The organism is Neoroseomonas eburnea (assembly GCF_018129005.1).
GTDB classification, from domain to species: domain Bacteria; phylum Pseudomonadota; class Alphaproteobacteria; order Acetobacterales; family Acetobacteraceae; genus Neoroseomonas; species Neoroseomonas eburnea.
In genome coordinates, this window is record NZ_JAAEDL010000032.1 from 1 (window position 1) to 15,917 (window position 15,917).

Annotated in this window: 13 protein-coding genes, 1 pseudogene and 1 riboswitch; of the genes and pseudogenes, 6 read left to right on the top strand and 8 right to left on the bottom strand. The window is 71.9% G+C overall.

What is annotated here, in order from left to right:
* Nucleotides 1-319: pseudogene (locus tag GXW74_RS23200) on the bottom strand (hypothetical protein); the annotation flags it as partial.
* Nucleotides 320-324: 5 nt separating this feature from the next.
* Nucleotides 325-1,257: a glycine betaine ABC transporter substrate-binding protein OsmF gene (osmF, locus tag GXW74_RS23205; RefSeq protein WP_211848975.1), complete on the bottom strand. Its 933-nt coding sequence runs from the start codon at nt 1,255-1,257 to the stop codon at nt 325-327.
* A gap of 215 nt (nt 1,258-1,472) precedes the next feature.
* On the opposite strand from osmF, the gene GXW74_RS23210 reads away from it, so the two are divergent.
* The 5 genes from GXW74_RS23210 to GXW74_RS23230 all read left to right on the top strand — a co-directional run bounded on the left by GXW74_RS23210 (nt 1,473) and on the right by GXW74_RS23230 (nt 7,628).
* Entirely contained in the window at nt 1,473-1,898 is a 426-nt protein-coding gene (locus GXW74_RS23210; RefSeq protein ID WP_211848976.1) for a CBS domain-containing protein, read from the top strand.
* Between the two features lie 85 nt (nt 1,899-1,983).
* Entirely contained in the window at nt 1,984-3,201 is a 1,218-nt protein-coding gene (locus GXW74_RS23215) for a CaiB/BaiF CoA transferase family protein (protein ID WP_211848977.1), read from the top strand.
* A 10-nt stretch (nt 3,202-3,211) separates the two neighbouring features.
* Nucleotides 3,212-4,006 (top strand): enoyl-CoA hydratase, encoded by a 795-nt coding sequence (locus GXW74_RS23220; protein ID WP_211848978.1) that lies wholly within the window; start codon nt 3,212-3,214, stop codon nt 4,004-4,006.
* Between the two features lie 385 nt (nt 4,007-4,391).
* Nucleotides 4,392-5,033: an exopolysaccharide biosynthesis protein gene (locus GXW74_RS23225; RefSeq protein WP_211848979.1), complete on the top strand. Its 642-nt coding sequence runs from the start codon at nt 4,392-4,394 to the stop codon at nt 5,031-5,033.
* A gap of 242 nt (nt 5,034-5,275) precedes the next feature.
* A riboswitch (cobalamin riboswitch) is annotated at nt 5,276-5,494 on the top strand.
* Between the two features lie 154 nt (nt 5,495-5,648).
* On the top strand, nt 5,649-7,628 hold the full coding sequence (locus GXW74_RS23230) for a TonB-dependent receptor plug domain-containing protein (RefSeq protein ID WP_211848980.1): 1,980 nt from the start codon (nt 5,649-5,651) through the stop codon (nt 7,626-7,628).
* A 260-nt stretch (nt 7,629-7,888) separates the two neighbouring features.
* Here GXW74_RS23230 and GXW74_RS23235 read toward each other — a convergent pair whose 3' ends face one another.
* The 5 genes from GXW74_RS23235 to GXW74_RS23255 form a co-directional block, all read right to left on the bottom strand.
* Nucleotides 7,889-8,437 carry a cob(I)yrinic acid a,c-diamide adenosyltransferase gene (locus GXW74_RS23235; RefSeq protein WP_211848981.1) on the bottom strand — a complete coding sequence of 183 codons (549 nt, stop codon included), beginning with the start codon at nt 8,435-8,437 and terminating at the stop codon, nt 7,889-7,891.
* A gap of 140 nt (nt 8,438-8,577) precedes the next feature.
* Nucleotides 8,578-9,618 (bottom strand): energy transducer TonB, encoded by a 1,041-nt coding sequence (locus GXW74_RS28690; RefSeq protein ID WP_211848982.1) that lies wholly within the window; start codon nt 9,616-9,618, stop codon nt 8,578-8,580.
* Nucleotides 9,615-10,517, bottom strand: coding sequence for a cation diffusion facilitator family transporter (locus GXW74_RS23245; RefSeq protein WP_211848983.1), 903 nt, complete (start codon nt 10,515-10,517; stop codon nt 9,615-9,617). The genes GXW74_RS28690 and GXW74_RS23245 overlap by 4 nt, the downstream gene beginning before the upstream one ends.
* 23 nt (nt 10,518-10,540) lie before the next feature.
* Nucleotides 10,541-14,041: a methionine synthase gene (metH, locus tag GXW74_RS23250; protein WP_211848984.1), complete on the bottom strand. Its 3,501-nt coding sequence runs from the start codon at nt 14,039-14,041 to the stop codon at nt 10,541-10,543.
* An 11-nt stretch (nt 14,042-14,052) separates the two neighbouring features.
* Nucleotides 14,053-14,991: an ArsR/SmtB family transcription factor gene (locus tag GXW74_RS23255; RefSeq protein ID WP_211848985.1), complete on the bottom strand. Its 939-nt coding sequence runs from the start codon at nt 14,989-14,991 to the stop codon at nt 14,053-14,055.
* A gap of 43 nt (nt 14,992-15,034) precedes the next feature.
* Between GXW74_RS23255 and GXW74_RS23260 the strand changes: the two genes are divergently transcribed.
* A complete protein-coding gene (locus tag GXW74_RS23260; RefSeq protein WP_211848986.1) occupies nt 15,035-15,391 on the top strand; it encodes a hypothetical protein in 357 nt (118 codons plus the stop codon).
* Nucleotides 15,392-15,406: 15 nt separating this feature from the next.
* Here GXW74_RS23260 and GXW74_RS23265 read toward each other — a convergent pair whose 3' ends face one another.
* A complete protein-coding gene (locus GXW74_RS23265; RefSeq protein WP_211848987.1) occupies nt 15,407-15,727 on the bottom strand; it encodes a hypothetical protein in 321 nt (106 codons plus the stop codon).
* Nucleotides 15,728-15,917 lie beyond the last annotated feature (190 nt).

A 15,917-nucleotide genomic window follows, 5' to 3' on the forward strand; every position in this document is an offset into this window, starting at 1 on the left:
AGCCGCCCGCCGCCGGCCCGAGCCGCGCCACCTCGGACGCGCCCGCCAGCGCCGCTGCCGTCAGCCCGAGCCCGCCGAGCAGACCGCAAAGCGCGAGGCCGCAGGCCATGGCCGCCTGGCGCCCCGGCACGAAGCCCGCCGCCACCGCCGCCGCGCCGGCGGGCATGAGCCAGGCCCATGCCGCGGCATCGCCGATCGTCACCACGCGCGGCGGCACGATGCGGTTCGGCGCGAACACCGCGAAGCCGAGCACCACCGGCGCCAGCACCGCGACGAGCAGCAGCGCAGCCTCCAGCGGCCCGGCGCGCAGGCGGGCCACAGTCCTCAGCGGACCAGCCCCGCCGCCACGAGATGCGCCCGCGCGACCGCCCGCGCCGGCTGCCCCTCCACCGCGATGCGCGCGTTGAGCCGTTGCAGCACCGTCAGTTCGAGCGTCCGGAAGGCCGGGGCGAGGATCTCGGCGATGCGCGGTTCGGCGCGCAGCACGGCGCCGCGGATGACCGGTGCAGGCGCATAGACCGGCTGCGCGCCCTTGGTGTCTTCGAGCACCACCAGGTCGAGCGCGGCGATGCCGCCATCCGTGCCGTAGGCCATCGCCGCGTTCACGCCGTTCAACTGCTGCGCCGCGGCGCGCATCGTCACCGCCGTGTCGCCGCCCGGCAGCACGAGCAGCCGCTCGGGCGTCAGGGTGAAGCCGTAGGCGCGCTGGAAGGCCGGCAGCGCCGCGGGGCTTTCGACGAACTCCGCCGAGCCGGCCAGCTTGAAGGGCCGCCCGGCGGCGAGGTGCGTCGCCAGGTCCTCCAGCGTGCGCAGCCGATGCGTGCGCGCGAGGTCGGCGCGCACCGCGATCGCCCAGGTGTTGTTGGCCGGTGCGGGTTGCAACCAGACGATGTCGTTGCGCTGCGCGTCGAGGTCGCGGACCTTCTCGAAGCCCGCGCCCGCATCCTTCCAGGCGGGATCCGCCTCCATCTGGAAGAAGAAGGCACCATTGCCGGTGTATTCGGGATAGAGGTCGATCTCGCCGGCGAGGATCGCGGTGCGCACGATGCGGGTCGGCCCGAGCGGCACGCGGTTCTCGACGCGCAGCCCGTTCGCTTCCAGCAGCAGCGCGATCATCTGCCCGAGCAGCCCGCCCTCGGTATCGATCTTGCTCGCCACCACGATGGGCCGGGGCTGCGCCGCCGCGCGCGCGGCGAGCAGGGTGGCGGCACCGGCAATGAGGCTCCGGCGGCCGGCTGTGCCGTTCGACACCGTCATCGCAAGCCTCCTTCATCCCTCATGCCGCGGAGACTGCCATGCCGGCGGCGCATCGCGCGACCATTTGCTCCGGCGAGGTCGCGATTCATCGCCCCGCCGGACGGCGAGCCGGGCTATGTTGCGCGCCTCCCCCTGGTGCGGCGCAGTCCGCTCTTGCCGATCGAAGCCCGACCGCCCGAGTGCCGCGCCGCGCCGACGCACCGGAGCAATGGACCATGAAGGACCGCCCCCTGATCGAGGTCGCACCGCATCGCGAGGTGGTGTGCCTGCCGCCGGACACCCCGGTGCAGGCGGCCTGCGCGCGGATGCGGGAAGCCCAGGCGAGCGCGGCGCTGGTGATCGACGCCGAGGCGCATCTCCTCGGCATCTTCACCGGGCGCGATGCCATCTGCCGGATGCTCGCCAAGGGCCGCGACGCCGCCGCGACCACGCTGGGCGAGGTGATGACGGCGCATGTCGAGGCGCTGGGCCCGCGCGACCACGCCATCGACGCGCTGCACCTGATGCATGACGGCGGCTTCCGCCACGTGCCCGTGGTCGAGCACGGACGCGTGTGCGGCCTGGTGCTGCGCAGCGATTTCCGCGCCCTCGAGCGCGCGCAGGTGGAGGTCGAGGACGAGTATTTCCAGCTCCTGCGATAGAAGCCGCCGCGCCACGCAGGTCGGGGGGGCAGCCTAGGCACCCACGCCGACGCGCCCTAGTGTCCGGGGGTCCGAGGAGGTCCCCATGCCGGAAAGCCCCACCGACCCGCGCCGCGCGACGGCGGCCACGCTGCCGCTGTCGGGCATCGTCGTGCTCGACCTGACGCTCGCCCGCGCCGGGCCGACCTGCGTGCGGCACCTGGCCGACTGGGGCGCCGAGGTCATTCGCGTCGAGCCTCCGGCCTTCAATGACGGGCTCGGCGGATCGCGCGAGGGCTACGACTTCCAGAACCTGCACCGCAACAAGCGGAGCATCGCGCTCGACCTGAAGACCGAGGAGGGCAGGAAGGCCTTCTTCAGGCTGGCCGAGACGGCCGATGTGCTGGTCGAGAACATGCGCGTGCGGGTGAAGCACCGCCTCGGCATCGCGCCGGAGCAGGTGCAGGCGGTCAATCCGCGCCTCGTCTATGCGTCCATCTCCGGCTTCGGCCAGACCGGGCCGTACAGCGAGCGCGCCGGCGTCGACCAGATCGCCCAGGGCATGGGCGGGATGATGACGATCACCGGCGAGCCGGGCCGCGGGCCGATGCGCGCCGGCATCCCCTTCGTGGACCTGACGGCGGGCAACCTGCTGGCGCTCGCGGTGATGATGGCGCTGTTCGAGCGCGAGCGCACCGGCAAGGGCCGCTACGTCCACACCTCGCTGCTGGAGAGCATGGTCTTCATGCTCGACCTGCAGGCGGCGCGCTACCTGATGGACGGCGAGGTGCCCGGCCAGGCCGGCAACGACCATCCGGTGAACATCCCGATGGGCGCCTTCCCGACCGCCGACAAGCCCGTGAACATCGCGGCGAGCAGCCCGAAGATGTGGGCGCAGTTCGCCGAGGCCGTGGGCCATCCCGAATGGCTCGAGGTCGAGCAGTGGAAGACGCTGAAGGGCCGCAGCGACGACCGCGCCAACGTCAACGCGGCGATCGCCGAGGTATTCAGGGCGAAGCCCTCGGAATACTGGATCGACCTGCTCGAGCGCATCGGCATCCCCTGCGGGCCGATCAACAAGGTGGACGAGGTCTTCGCCGACCCGCAGGTGCAGCACCTGCGCATGGCGATGCCGATCGCGCATCCGACGCGCGGCGCGACGCATCTCGTCTCCAGCGCCATCAACATGGAGGGGATCGAGAGCGAGGTGCGCCGCGTGCCGCCGCGCCTCGGCGAGCATTCGGCCGAGATCCTCAGGCAGGCCGGCTACAGCGATGACGACGTCGCGCGCCTGCGCGGCCTCGGCGTCATCAGCGAAGGGTAGGACACGCGACATGGAATTCGCCGACGGCAAGATCCTCGCCGAGATCACGGGCGGGGTCGGGCGTATCACCTTCAACCAGCCCGAGAAGCGCAACGCCATGTCGGTGACGATGTGGGCGGGCATGGGCGAGGCGCTCGACATCTTCGAGAAGGACGCCTCGGTCCGCTGCATCGTGCTGACCGGCGCGGGCGACAAGGCCTTCGTCTCCGGCGCCGACATCAGCCAGTTCGACAAGCTGCGCTCGGACGCCGACGCGCAGCGGGAGTACAGCAAGCAGACGGCCGGCGGGCGGCTGAAGCTCGCCACCTTCCCCAAGCCGGTGATCGCCGAGATCCGCGGCTTCTGCATGGGCGGCGGCCTCGGCATCGCCATGTCCTGCGACATCCGCATCGCCGCCGAGGGCAGCCAGTTCGGCATCCCGGCGGCGAAGCTCGGCATCGCCTACGGCTTCGACATGGTGCGCCACCTGGTGGACCTGGTCGGCCCGGCGCATGCCCACATGATCCTGATGACGGGCGAGCGCTTCGACGCCAGGGAAGCCGAGCGCGTCGGCCTGATCAACAAGGTCGTGCCGGCGGACCAGCTCTCGGCCGAGGTCACGAAGCTGACCGCGACGCTGGCGGCGAATGCGCCGCTCTCGCTCTACGCGAACAAGCGCACGGTGCAGGCGGTGCTGCAGGACCGTGCCGATCGCGACATGGCCGCGATCAACACCGCCATGGCGGCCTGCTTCGACAGCGAGGACTACCGGGAAGGCCGCCGCGCCTTCCTCGAGAAGCGCAAGCCGGCCTTCCAGGGCTGCTGAGGGATGCACTGAGAAGGCCGGCACCGGCCCGCGCGCCCGCGGCGGCGGCCACCCGGCGATACCATCCGGGGCGGCGGTCCGGGCCGTCACCGGCATGGGGAGTGCGCCGTTCGGCGCCTTCCGGGACGGGCACGCAGCGTTACAATGCATCGATTGCCGAAAAGACATGCGGGCAACCCTTCCCGCGACCGGCCGCCCGCGTGCTAATTGTGGCACTTGGCGGAGCGCCCGTCGGACGGGTGCCTGCCAACCCGGTCAACCGGGCTTCACAGGGACTTCGATGCACCACACGGCCAGTCTGTCCACCAGCCCGGCCGCGCGCCAAGCGCGCGCGATCCCGATCCGGTCCGCCGCCGCGGCCCGGCCCGTGCGCGGCCACGCCTGAATGCGCGACGGGCCGCTCGTGGACGACGCCATCCTTCCCGAGACGCATGCCTCGGCACCCATTTCGCGGCTGGTGGCCGAGGTCGCGGCGCAATGCCCCGGGGAACGCATCACCCTCGGCGAGATGGCGGAAGCCTTCGGGGACCGCGCCTTCGGCCTGCTGATCCTGCTGCTCTGCCTGCCCGGGTTGCTGCCCGGCATGGCGAGCGTCTTCGGCACGCCGATGCTGATCCTCGGGGTGCAGATGGGCCTGGGCTTCCATATGCCGAAGCTGCCGCGCTTCATCGCGCGCCAGTCGCTGCGGCGGACGGACCTGCTGCGGCTGTCCTCCGGGTCCTCGAAATGGATGAACCGCATCGAGCGCTGGGTGCGGCCGCGCCCCGGCCCTTTCACCAGCCCCGCCGCCGACAGGGTGGTGGGGTGGCTCACCGCCTATGCGGCGCTGATGCTGATCCTCCCCGGACCCGGCACCAACGGCCCGCCCGCCTTCGGCACCATCGTCATGGCGCTCGGCGTGGTGGAGAACGACAGCAAGGTGGTCGGCCTCGGCATGGCGCTGACCTTGATCGGCAATGTCTTCGCCACCGTGGTGCTCGGTGCGCTTCTTTGGTTCGGGATGGAGGCGCTCGGGTACGTCTTCTGATGTCCTCGAGCGCCGTGCGGCGGCGGTACGGCCGCGGCGGCGCCGCGCAGGCCTGCCGCGCCAGCGGCGGCTGATCGTCACGTGCGGTCGCGCTGCGCGCTCCCGGCCCCCGGCAGGGCCCCGGGACGAGGTGCGGCGTGCCGTCGGGCGGCGGGTCCCGGCCGGCCTCGCCGGCCGCAATGTGCCACGTCCCGTGAGGCCCGCCGGTTGCCCAGGATGGACGAGCGACACCTCCCTGGCCTAGGTTCCGGCCATGCGCCGGTGGCCCGGAAGGGCTGAAACGGGAACGCGCGACGCGGCGATGATCGCCGCCCAACCGCGGCTGCCCCCGCAACTGTAGGCGACGAGCCCGGTCCCCGAGGCCATTGCGCGACCAGCGCGAGAAGGCGGGACCGGCGGTGGGGGCGACAAGCCCTCGCCCCGTCGTGAGCCAGGAGACCGGCCGGCGCAGAGTTGTCTCGCGCGTGCCGGGCGGGGTGCACCGGCGCAACGGACCCAGGTCGCGTCCCGCTCCCCGCGGGGCGCCCCTCCGTCATGCGAGCACGACGCAAGCCCGCCCCGGGGCCGCGAGGCATCAGGGCGACACGCGGAACGTGCAAACGGAGGGACCCCCGGATGAACCGCCGGCTCCTCGCCCTATTCGTCCTCACCCCGCTGGCGCCGGCCGCCGCGCAGCAGCCTGCCAGCCTGCCCGACGTCGTGGTTTCCGCGACGCGCGTGCCGACGCCGCAGGATCGCATCCCGGCGGCGACGACCATCATCGACCGGCAGGAGATGGAGGAGCGCGGCTACGTCACGCTTGCCGATGCGCTCGCCGCCGTGCCGGGGCTGCGCGTCGTCCAGTCGGGCGGCCCCGGCCAGCAGGCCTCGGGCTTCGTGCGCGGCACCAATTCGCGCCACGTGCTGGTGCTGCGCGACGGCGTGCCGCTCAACGATTCCTCCGAGCCGAACGGCGCCTTCAACTTCGGCAACGAGCTGCTCGGCGACGTCGAGCGCATCGAGGTGGTGCGCGGGCCCGTCTCCGCCGTCTACGGCACGGCGGCGATCGGCGGCGTGGTGAACCTGATCACCCGCCGCGCCCCCGCCGACCGAGCCTTCGCGCCCTATGGCGAGATCGCCGGCGGCACGCAGCGGACGCTGCGCGGATACCTCGGCGCCGGCGGCACGGTCGGGGCCTTCGACTACGGCATCACCGGCCAGTCGCTCTCGACCGAGGGATACAACGCGACCGCCCCGCGCATCTGGACCAACCGCGGCGAGCGCGACGGGCTGCGTGCCGCGGCCGTCACCGCCCGCGCCGGCGTGACGCTGGGCGAGACGACGCCGGAAGCGATCCTCGGCGCGACCCGCATCGAAGGGCTGGTCCGCTGGCGGGAGAACACCTTCGGCCTCGACAACGTGCCGCAGGACGACCCGAACTACACGGGCGACGACCGCAACTGGTTCGGCTACCTGCGGACCGAGACCGCGCTGTTCGGCGGCGCCTGGACGACCGGGCTGCGGCTGTCCGGCAGCCAGGACCGGCGCCGCTACGTCAACCTGCCCGACGCCGACAGCGCGGCAACGGCGGACGACCTCTACCGTGGCGACCGCACCGGCCTTGCCTGGGACAACACGCTGCGCCTGCCCAGCGGCGGCATCGTCACCGACGCGAGCCTCACCTTCGGCGGCGGCTGGGAGCGGGAGGCGGCGGAAAGCGCCTCCGGCTCCCCCTTCTTCCGCACCACCGTCGATGCGCGGCAGGAGGGCACCTATGGCTATCTCGGCGCCCAGGCGCGCTTCTTCGAGCGCCTGGACGTGACCGCCGCGCTGCGCTTCGATGACGCGGAGGACTACGGCACCGAGGCGACCTGGCGGCTCGGCGCGGTGCTGGCGCTGCCGGAGATCTCCTCCCGCCTGCGCGCCTCGGGCGGCACGGCGTTCAAGGCGCCTTCGCTGTATCAGCGCTTCGGGGTCATCGGCTCCTTCTTCCGCGGCAACCCGGACCTGGAGGCGGAGCACGCGACCTCCTGGGAGGCGGGGATCGAGACCGATATCGGGCGCTGGGCGACCGTCTCGGCGCTCTATTTCGACAACCGCGTCCGCGACCTGATCAACTACGATCCGACCTTCTCGACGCTGGTCAACGTCGATCGCGCGCGCATCCGCGGGGGCGAGTTCACTCTGGTGGTGCGGCCGACCGACTGGCTGTCCGTGACCGGCGCCTGGACGGTGACCGAGGCGCGCGACACCGAAACCGACACGCCGCTGCCGCGGCGCCCGCGCAACGTCGCCAGCCTGAACGCGCGCATCGCGCCGGAGGTCGGCTGGTTCGACGTGCCGCGCTCGCGCCTGATCATCGCACCGGAGATCCTCTATGTCGGCGCCTCGCCGGAAGGCGCCTTCGCGCGCTACAGCGACGACGGGCAGGCGATCCCGACCGCCGGGAAGAACCCGGACGGGTGGCTGTTCAACCTGACGGCGTCGCTGCCGGTGACGACGCAGCTCACCGCCTTCGTCGAGGTGCGCAACATCGGCAATACGCGCTACGAGCCGGCGAACGCCTTCGTGGTGCCGGGGCGCAGCGCGATCGTGGGGATGCGGGGGGCGTTCTGAAGGAAGGTCGGGGGAGGAGAACCTCCCCCGAACCCCCTCCCTTCTTTGGTGACCTGGTGCCGGCCTCGACTGTCATACCAGCGGCACGAGTCATTGACTCGTGCCGAGTCCGCGAATGCGGCCCGCCGGCAGCCCGGCGTCCGAGGGCAGGAAAAGCCGGATACCAGCGGTCGCGCATAGCGGCCGCTGGTATCGGTCCCCAGGTTCCAAAGAAGGTTGAGGGGGGTTCGGGGGGAGAAGTTCTCTTCTCCCCCCGCCTTTCACCTCGTCGCCCCCGGCACCCACATCACATCGCCCCCGGCCGCCGCGTTGAACCGCCGCGACAGTACGAAAAGGTGATCCGACAGCCGGTTGAGGTAGCGGATCACCGCCGGGTTCACCTCCTCCACCGCTGCCAGCGCCACCACCACGCGTTCCGCGCGACGAACGATGGTGCGCGCGAGATGCGCATGCGCCGCCGCCGCGCTGCCGGCGGGCAGCACGAAGGAGGTCAGCGGCGCCAGCGCCGCGTTCATCTCCTTGATCTCGGCTTCGAGCCGGGCCGACTGCGTATCCGCCACCCGCAGCCTGGCGCCTGCCTCCCCGGGCACGCAGAGGTCGGCGCCGACATCGAACAGCTCGTTCTGGATGCGCGAAAGCATGGCGTCCTCCGCGCCATGCAACCGCACCAGGCCGAGCGCGGCGTTGGCCTCGTCCACGGCGCCGATGGCTTCGATGCGCAGCGCATCCTTGCGCACGCGGCGCCCGTCGCCGAGGGAGGTCTCCCCCCCGTCGCCGCCGCGCGTCGTGATGATGTCGAGCTTCACCACGGCGGGACCTCCTGGAATGGTGGCGGGCCTGCCGCCGCGGAGGCGGTCGGGAAGGCCCGCCGGGTTATCGTGGGTCGCCCCGTGTATGGCGCGGTGCCGGACCCGGAAACGTGCCGCGAGGCGCGCTTCCAAACGGGCTCTCAGCGCCGGCGCTCATCGGTCAGGCGGAAATGGACAGCGGTGGTGAGCGTGGCGGCGACGCTGAGCCCGCCCTGCATCGCCGGACGGAAGCGCCAGCGCCGCGTCGCCTCCTGCGCCGCGCGGTCCAGCGCCGGGTAGCCGGACGATTCCAGGACCTCCACGCCTTCGACGCGGCCGTCGCTGCCGATGCGCAGCGACAGGCGGACGACCCCTTCCTCGCCACGGCGCCGGCTCTCCGCGGGGTATTCGGGCGGCGCGTTGCGTTCGCCCGGGGCGACGGAGGGCGGCACGACGGCGCCCATGGCGCGCGCGCCGCTGGAGGGGTCCGGCAATGCGGCGCTGCCGGCATGCAGCCGGATGCCATCGGTGGCGGGGCGCGCCGGCGATGGGCGCGGTGCGGGCGCCGGGGCCGGGTCGGGCGGCAGCGGAGGAAGCGGCAGCGCCTGCGCCGTCTCGGTCGCCGGCTGCGGTTCGGGTTGCGGTTCGGGTTGCGGCTCGGGCTGCGTCGGCACCGGCGCAGTCTCGGCGATGGGCGGGGCAGGTCCGGGCTCGACGGCGGGCGCGTCGGAGGGCGCCGGCGGGGCGGATGGATCGGCCTGTGCGACAGGCGCGGGGGGGCCAGGTGGCGGCGAAGGATCAGCCTGCGGCGGCAAGGCGGGGGGCGCCGCCGTGACGTCTGGCGTGGCCGGCATCGCCTGCTGCGATACGGCGGGCGGCGCAGCCGCGGCGTTCGGTGCGGCCGGCGGTGGCGGTGGTGCGACCGGTGCCGGCGGCGGCGCGGGCGGCTCGGCCATTTCGGCCGGCAGTGGCGACGGCGTGGGCGGGGCGGCCGCCGGCCCACCGCCGCGCGCCTCCGAATCCTCGAAGACCAGCGCCACGCCTTCCGGCTCGCCCGGCTCCTGCGGAGCTTCCCGCGTCGGCCAGAGCAGCAGGGCGGCCAGAGCGGCCGCGTGCAGCGCGGCAGACCCGCCCAGCGCGACGACCCAGAGGCCGGACCGCGCCGGGGCGCGGCAGGCCGGGTGCCGGGGCGGCGCCCTCACAGCACGGGGACACCCTTGTGCTTGGCCTTGCCCTCGGGCTCCACATGGATCGTGATGACGGCGTTCTGCAATTCGGCCTTGAGCCCCGCTTCGATGCGGTCGCAGATGTCGTGCGATTCGCGCACCGTCATCGCGCCCGGCACCACCAGGTGGAATTCGAGGAAGGTGAAGCGGCCGGCATGGCGGGAACGCAGGTCATGGGCCTCGATCGCACCCTCGGCCTCGCTCGCGACGATGCGGCGGATGCGTTCCAGCGTCGGCGGCGGCACCGCCTCGTCCATCAGCCCGCCGACGCTCTCGCGCAGCAGGCGGCCACCGGAGAACAGGATGTTCGCCGCCGTCAGCGCGGCGAGCAGCGGGTCCAGCCACAGGATGCCGGTCAGCGCCACCAGGCCGACACCGACCAGCACGCCGACCGAGGTGACGACATCCGACCACAGGTGGCGGGCATCCGCGACCAGCGCGGGGGATCGAAGGGCCTTGCCGCGCCGCATCAGCAGCGTCGCCCAGGCGGCGTTCACGGCGCTCGCCACCGCGGAGATGGCGAGGCCGAGCCGCGCCTGCTCCGGGGCGTGCGGATTGGCCAGCGCGCCCCAGGCCTCGTTGAGGATCAGCAGCGCCGCGACGATGATCAGCGCGCCTTCCAGCACGGCGGAAAAGTACTCCGCCTTGGCATGGCCATAGGGGTGGTTGGCGTCCGCCGGCATCGACGAATAGCGGATGGCGACGAGCGCGGCCGTCGCGGCGGCCACGTTCACGATGCTCTCCAGCGCATCCGCCATCAGCGCGACGCTGCCCGTCAGCCGCCAGGCGACCGCCTTCAGCGCCAGCACCGCGAGCGCCACCGCCACGCTGCCGATCGCCAGCGTCGTCGCGCTGCCTGTCCTGCCTTCCGTCATGGCCGGGGTTTAGCCGGCCGGACCTAGACGGAGAAGTACTTCGCCCGCCTGTGGTGCAGCACGATGGCGCTGGTGGATTGTTCCGGATGGAGCTGCCACTCGTCGCTGATCGAGACGCCGATGCGCTCGGCGCCGAGCAGGCGCAGCAGCGGCACCTGGTCCTCCAGCCGCGGGCAGGCCGGGTAGCCGAAGGAATAGCGGCCGCCCCGGTAGCCCTGCTGCAGCATGCGGTCGATGTCGCGATCGTCCTCGGCAGCGAAGCCCCATTCGGCGCGGATGCGCTTGTGGACGTATTCCGCCATCGCCTCCGCCATCTCGACGCTGAGGCCGTGCAGGTAGAGATAGTCCTGGTAGCGGTTCTCCTCGAACCATTCCCGCGCGACGTCGGAGGCCTTCTGCCCGACGGTGACCACCTGCAACCCGATCACGTCGCGCCTCTCCGGCCCGTCGCCGATGTCGCGCACGAAATCGGCGATGCACTCGCCGTCCTCCTTGGGCTGGCGCGGCAGGGTGAAGCGGCAGGCCTCGGTGACGCCGTCCTCCTCGAACAGGATGAGGTCGTTCCCCTGCCCGGCGCATTTCCAGTAGCCGTAGATCGCCTGCGGCTTGAGGATGTCCTGCTCGCCCGTGAGGCGCAGCATGCGCTGGAGCACCGGGCGCAGTTCCTGCTTCGCCCAGCCGAGGAAATCATCGAGCGATCGGCCCTGCTTCCGGAAGCCCCACTGGAACTGATAGAGGCTGCGCTCGTTGATGAAGGGCACGATCGCCTTGGGCGCGGCCTCCATCACGCGCGGGCCCCAGAAGGGCGGAATGGGCGTGGGTTCGTCCGCCGTCACGCGGCGGCGGCGGGCCTCGGCATAGTTCACGTCCACCGGCGCGAAGCCGCGCGGGTCGGCCTGGCCGAGCACGCGCTTCTCGTTGCGCGCCTTGCCGGCGCGCTTCGCCTGCATCGCGGCCAGGTAGTCGTCGAAGCCGTTGCCGACCACCTTGTCCATCAGGTGCAGCCCGTCGAAGGCATCCCGCGCATAGGCCACGCGGCCGCAGGCATAGGCGCGGACGCAGTCATCCTCCACGTAGTTGCGCGTCAGCGCCGCGCCGCCGAGCATCACCGGAATGTCGAGGCTCTGGCGCGCCATCTCCTCGAGGTTCTCGCGCATCACCACGGTGGACTTCACCAGCAGCCCGGACATGCCGATCGCGTGCGCGCGGTGCTCCTTCGCCGCGGCGATCATGTCCGCCAGCGGCACCTTGATGCCGAGGTTGACGACGCGATAGCCGTTGTTGGTCAGGATGATGTCGACCAGGTTCTTGCCGATGTCGTGCACGTCGCCCTTCACGGTGGCGAGCACGATGGTCCCCTTCTCCTGCCCCTCGATCCGCTCCATGTGCGGTTCGAGGTAGGCGACGGCGGCCTTCATCGTCTCCGCGGATTGCAGCACGAAGGGAAGCTGCATCTTGCCCGCGCCGAACAGCTCGCCGACCACCTTCATGCCATCCAGCAGGATGTCGTTGATGATGCTCAGCGGGGCGATGCCCTTCGCCAGCGCGTCGGCCAGTTCCTCGTCCAGCCCCTTGCGGTCGCCGTCCACGATGCGGTCCTTGAGCCGGCCCTCGACCGTGTCCGCCTTCTTCTTGGCGGCGGTGTCGGCGGCCTTACGGCCGGCGAAGATCTCCAGCATCTTCTGCAGCGGGTCGTAGCCTTCCGCGCGGCGGTCGAAGATCAGGTCCTCGGCGACCTTCACTTCCTCGGCCGGGATCAGGTGCAGCGGCTTGATCTTGCTGACATGCACGATCGCGCCCGTCATGCCGGCCTTCACCGCGTGATCGAGGAAGACCGAATTCAGCACGTGCCGAGCGGCCGGGTTCAGGCCGAAGGAGATGTTGGAGAGCCCGAGGATGATCTGGATCTCCGGGAATTCCTCCCGGATCATGCGGATGCCTTCCAGCGTCCAGAGGCCGAGCTTGCGGTCGTCCTCGTTGCCCGTGGCGATGGTGAAGGTGAGCGGGTCGATCATCAGGTCCGACTGCGGCAGCCCGTGGCGGTTGCAGGCGAAGTCCACCAGCCGCCGCGCGATGCGCAGCTTGTCCTCCGCCGTCTTGGCCATGCCGACCTCGTCGATGGTCAGCGCGATGACCGCGGTGCCGAACTTCTTCGCGAGCCTCATGCGGTCCGTCGCGTGGCCCTCGCCGTCCTCGAAGTTGATCGAGTTGATGATCGGCTTGCCGCCATGCAGCTTCAGCGCGGCCTCGATCACCGGCGTCTCGGTGGAGTCGATGACGAGCGGCGCGTTCACGCTGGAGGTGAAGCGCGTGATGACCTCGTTCATCTCGGCCATCTCGTCGCGGCCGACGAAGGCGGTGCAGATGTCGAGGGAATTCGATCCCTCCCCAACCTGCTCCCGCCCCATGGCGACGCAGCCATCCCAATCATGCGCCGCCTGGCGTTCGCGCCAGGCCTTGGAGCCGTTCGCGTTGCAGCGCTCGCCGATGGAGAAGTAGGCGTTCTCCTGCCGCAGCGGCACGGAGGTGTAGAGCGAGGCCACCGACGGTACCCAGACCGGCCTGCGCGGCACCGGCGCGGGCCGGTGGTTCGCCCCGCCCAGCCTGCGCAGCATCGCGTCCAGCGCCTGGATATGCGGCGTCGACGTGCCGCAGCAGCCGCCGATCAGGTTCAGCCCGTCCTCGGTGACGAAGCGCTCCATCCAGGTCGCGAGCTCCGCCGCGCCCAGGGGGTAGTGCGTCTTGCCGTCGACCAGCTCGGGCAGGCCGGCATTGGGCTGGCAGGAGATCAACCCGGGCCAGTTCTGCGCCAGCCAGCGCACGTGCTCCGCCATTTCCTGCGGACCCGTGGCGCAGTTCAGCCCCATCAGCGGCACGTCGAGCGAATGGATCACCGCCGCCGCCGCGCCGATATCGGGGCCGACCAGCAGCGTGCCGGTGGTCTCGACCGTCACCTGCACGAAGACGGGGATGTCGGATTTCGCCTCGGCGCGCGCGATCTTCGCCGCATTCACCGCGGCCTTGATGAACAGCGTGTCCTGGTTGGTCTCGGTCAGCAGCGCATCGGCGCCGCCGGCGATCAGGCCGCGGCACTGCGTGACCAACGCCGCTTCCAGCGCGTCATAGGCGATGTTGCCGAGCGAAGGCAGCTTGGTCCCGGGCCCGATGTCGCCGATCACCCAGCGATGGCGGCCGTCGGCGAAGGATTCCGCCGCCTCTCGCGCGATCTCCACCGCCGCCTTGTTCAGCTCGAAGGCGCGGTCCTCGAGTTCGAACTCCCCGAGCGTCACCGGCGATCCGCCGAAGGAATTGGTCAGCACCATGTCGGCGCCGGCCTCGTAGTAGCCGCGATGGATCTCCCGCACGACGTCCGGGCGCGACAGGCACAGCACGTCGGTGCAGTTCTCCTTGCCCCAGAAGTCGCGCTCCACGTCGAGGTCCATCACCTGCACGCGGCTGCCCATGCCACCGTCGCACAGCAGGACCCGGTCACGGAGGGCGTCGAGGAGATGCGGGCGGGACATGGCCGTAGCTTTCAGAAGGTCAGGACGGAGACAGGCCGGGTCTTGCGTTCGGCGACCCAGAGGCGGACGGGCAATGCGCCCGGGATGGTTTCGCTGCGCGCGGCGGCGCAGCCTGTGGCGCCGAGCCAGCCGGCGATCTCGGCATCGTCGAAGCCCGGCCAGCGATGCGCATGCGCGCCGAGCAGGTCGGCCCGCTGATGCGGCGCGAGATCGACGATCAGCAGCACACCGCCCGGCTTCAGCACGCGCCCGGCCTCGGCGAGCGCCGCGGCGGGATCCTCGGCGTAATGCAGCACCATCTGCAGCGTGACGGCGTCGAAGGAGGCATCGGCCAGCGGCAGCCGGTACATGTCCGCCTGCCGCACCGCGATGTGCGACAGCCCGCGCTCGGCGAGCCTGGTCCGCGCCAGCGCCAGCATGTCGCGGGAGGCATCGACGCCGACCCCTTCCTCGATGCGCGAGGCGAGCCGTTCCAGCAGCCCGCCCGTGCCGCAGCCGATATCGAGCAGCCGCCCGACCCGCGCCGGCAGGGCGCCGAGCAGCGCCGCCTCGATCTCCGCCCCCGGCAGGCCGAGGGCGCGTATCTCGTCCCAGTCCGCGCCATGGCGGCGGAAGGAGTCCGAGGCCACGCGGGCGCGCTCGGCCGCCAGCCGCGCGGCGGCGCGCCGGTCGGCGGCGAGCAGCGGGTCGTCCTCCGGCAGGCGGGCGAGGATCTGGCGCGCGAGGTCGGCCTCGGTCGGCACCTGGAACCAGGCATTGGCCCCTTCGGGCGTGCGCAGCAGCAGCCCGGCCTCGACCAGCAGCTTCAGGTGGCGCGACAGCCGCGGCTGTGACTGGCCGAGGATCGCCACCAGGTCCGACACGCACCACGCCCCGCGCGCGCAGAGCGCGAGCAGGCGCAGCCGCGTGGGCTCGGCGGCGGCCCGGAGTTGGGTGAGGAGTTCGTCCATGGGCTGGACATAGTCATAAAGATATCCTTATGTCCAGCACGCGATGCCCTCCGACGCCCGCATTCCGGTGACCATCCTCGCCGACTCGGACAACTTGGCAGCTTGGCTCGGCGCCGGCGGCCCGGCGGCGCTGCTGACCGATGCGCCGCAGCTCGGCCCGGGTTTCGTCGCGACGGAACGCCTTGCGCCCCGCCCCGCGCACCGTTTCGGCTGCGCCTGCTGTGCCGGGCGTTCGGCGGCGGCGATGGCGCTCGACCGGCTGTTCCAGGGACGGGCGCGGAACCGGACCGGGTGGTTCGACCGCGTGGCGGTGGTGGCGGTTTCGGCAACAGCGCGCGAGGAGGTCGCCGCCGCGCTGCGGGAAGACGCCCTCGCGCTCGCCCGCTTCCGGCCGGGCTGACCGGGCCGGCGGCGCTCAGGCCTTCGGCGTGACCGCGGCGCGCGGCAGCCCGTGCTGCTTGCTGGGCCCGGTCCGGTCAAGATCGAGCGGCCCGGCGAGTTGCTGCAAGGCGAGGGTAATGCGCCGCAGCAGCGTCTCATCGCCGCCGGGCATGCCCTCCTCGATCGCCACGGCCACGTCGGCGGCATCATATTCCCAGCGCCGCAGGATCTCGATCTTCTCCTCCGGCGTGAGCGCGGGGTGGGCGAGGACCGCCTCGGGGGTACCGAACACCGCCGGCGGGTCGAGAAGAGCCCGTTCAAGGTCGGGGCGGGTCGTCGGGTCGCCTGCAGTCATGGCTGCGCCTTCCCTCGGTTCCGCGGCGGCCCCCGGACGGGCCGCCTGACATCCATGACCGGGCAGATGGGGCGCGACGCCGCACAGCGCAACGCCTCATGCCGGCCAGGCCCTCGGCTGACCCGGCCTGAGGGTCCTGGTCCGGCGCGCGGCCGCCACACGCACCCTGCGCGCGATACCGTTCGCCTTG

Coding starts and splice junctions, on each gene's coding strand:
- GXW74_RS23225 (WP_211848979.1), top strand. CDS start 4,392: ATGCGCGACGGGCCGCTCGTGGACGACGCCATCCTTCCCGAGACGCAT.
- GXW74_RS23220 (WP_211848978.1), top strand. CDS start 3,212: ATGGAATTCGCCGACGGCAAGATCCTCGCCGAGATCACGGGCGGGGTC.
- GXW74_RS23245 (WP_211848983.1), bottom strand. CDS start 10,517: ATGACGGAAGGCAGGACAGGCAGCGCGACGACGCTGGCGATCGGCAGC.
- GXW74_RS23215 (WP_211848977.1), top strand. CDS start 1,984: ATGCCGGAAAGCCCCACCGACCCGCGCCGCGCGACGGCGGCCACGCTG.
- metH (WP_211848984.1), bottom strand. CDS start 14,041: ATGTCCCGCCCGCATCTCCTCGACGCCCTCCGTGACCGGGTCCTGCTG.
- GXW74_RS23230 (WP_211848980.1), top strand. CDS start 5,649: ATGAACCGCCGGCTCCTCGCCCTATTCGTCCTCACCCCGCTGGCGCCG.
- GXW74_RS23260 (WP_211848986.1), top strand. CDS start 15,035: ATGCCCTCCGACGCCCGCATTCCGGTGACCATCCTCGCCGACTCGGAC.
- GXW74_RS23255 (WP_211848985.1), bottom strand. CDS start 14,991: ATGGACGAACTCCTCACCCAACTCCGGGCCGCCGCCGAGCCCACGCGG.
- GXW74_RS23265 (WP_211848987.1), bottom strand. CDS start 15,727: ATGACTGCAGGCGACCCGACGACCCGCCCCGACCTTGAACGGGCTCTT.
- GXW74_RS23210 (WP_211848976.1), top strand. CDS start 1,473: ATGAAGGACCGCCCCCTGATCGAGGTCGCACCGCATCGCGAGGTGGTG.
- osmF (WP_211848975.1), bottom strand. CDS start 1,257: ATGACGGTGTCGAACGGCACAGCCGGCCGCCGGAGCCTCATTGCCGGT.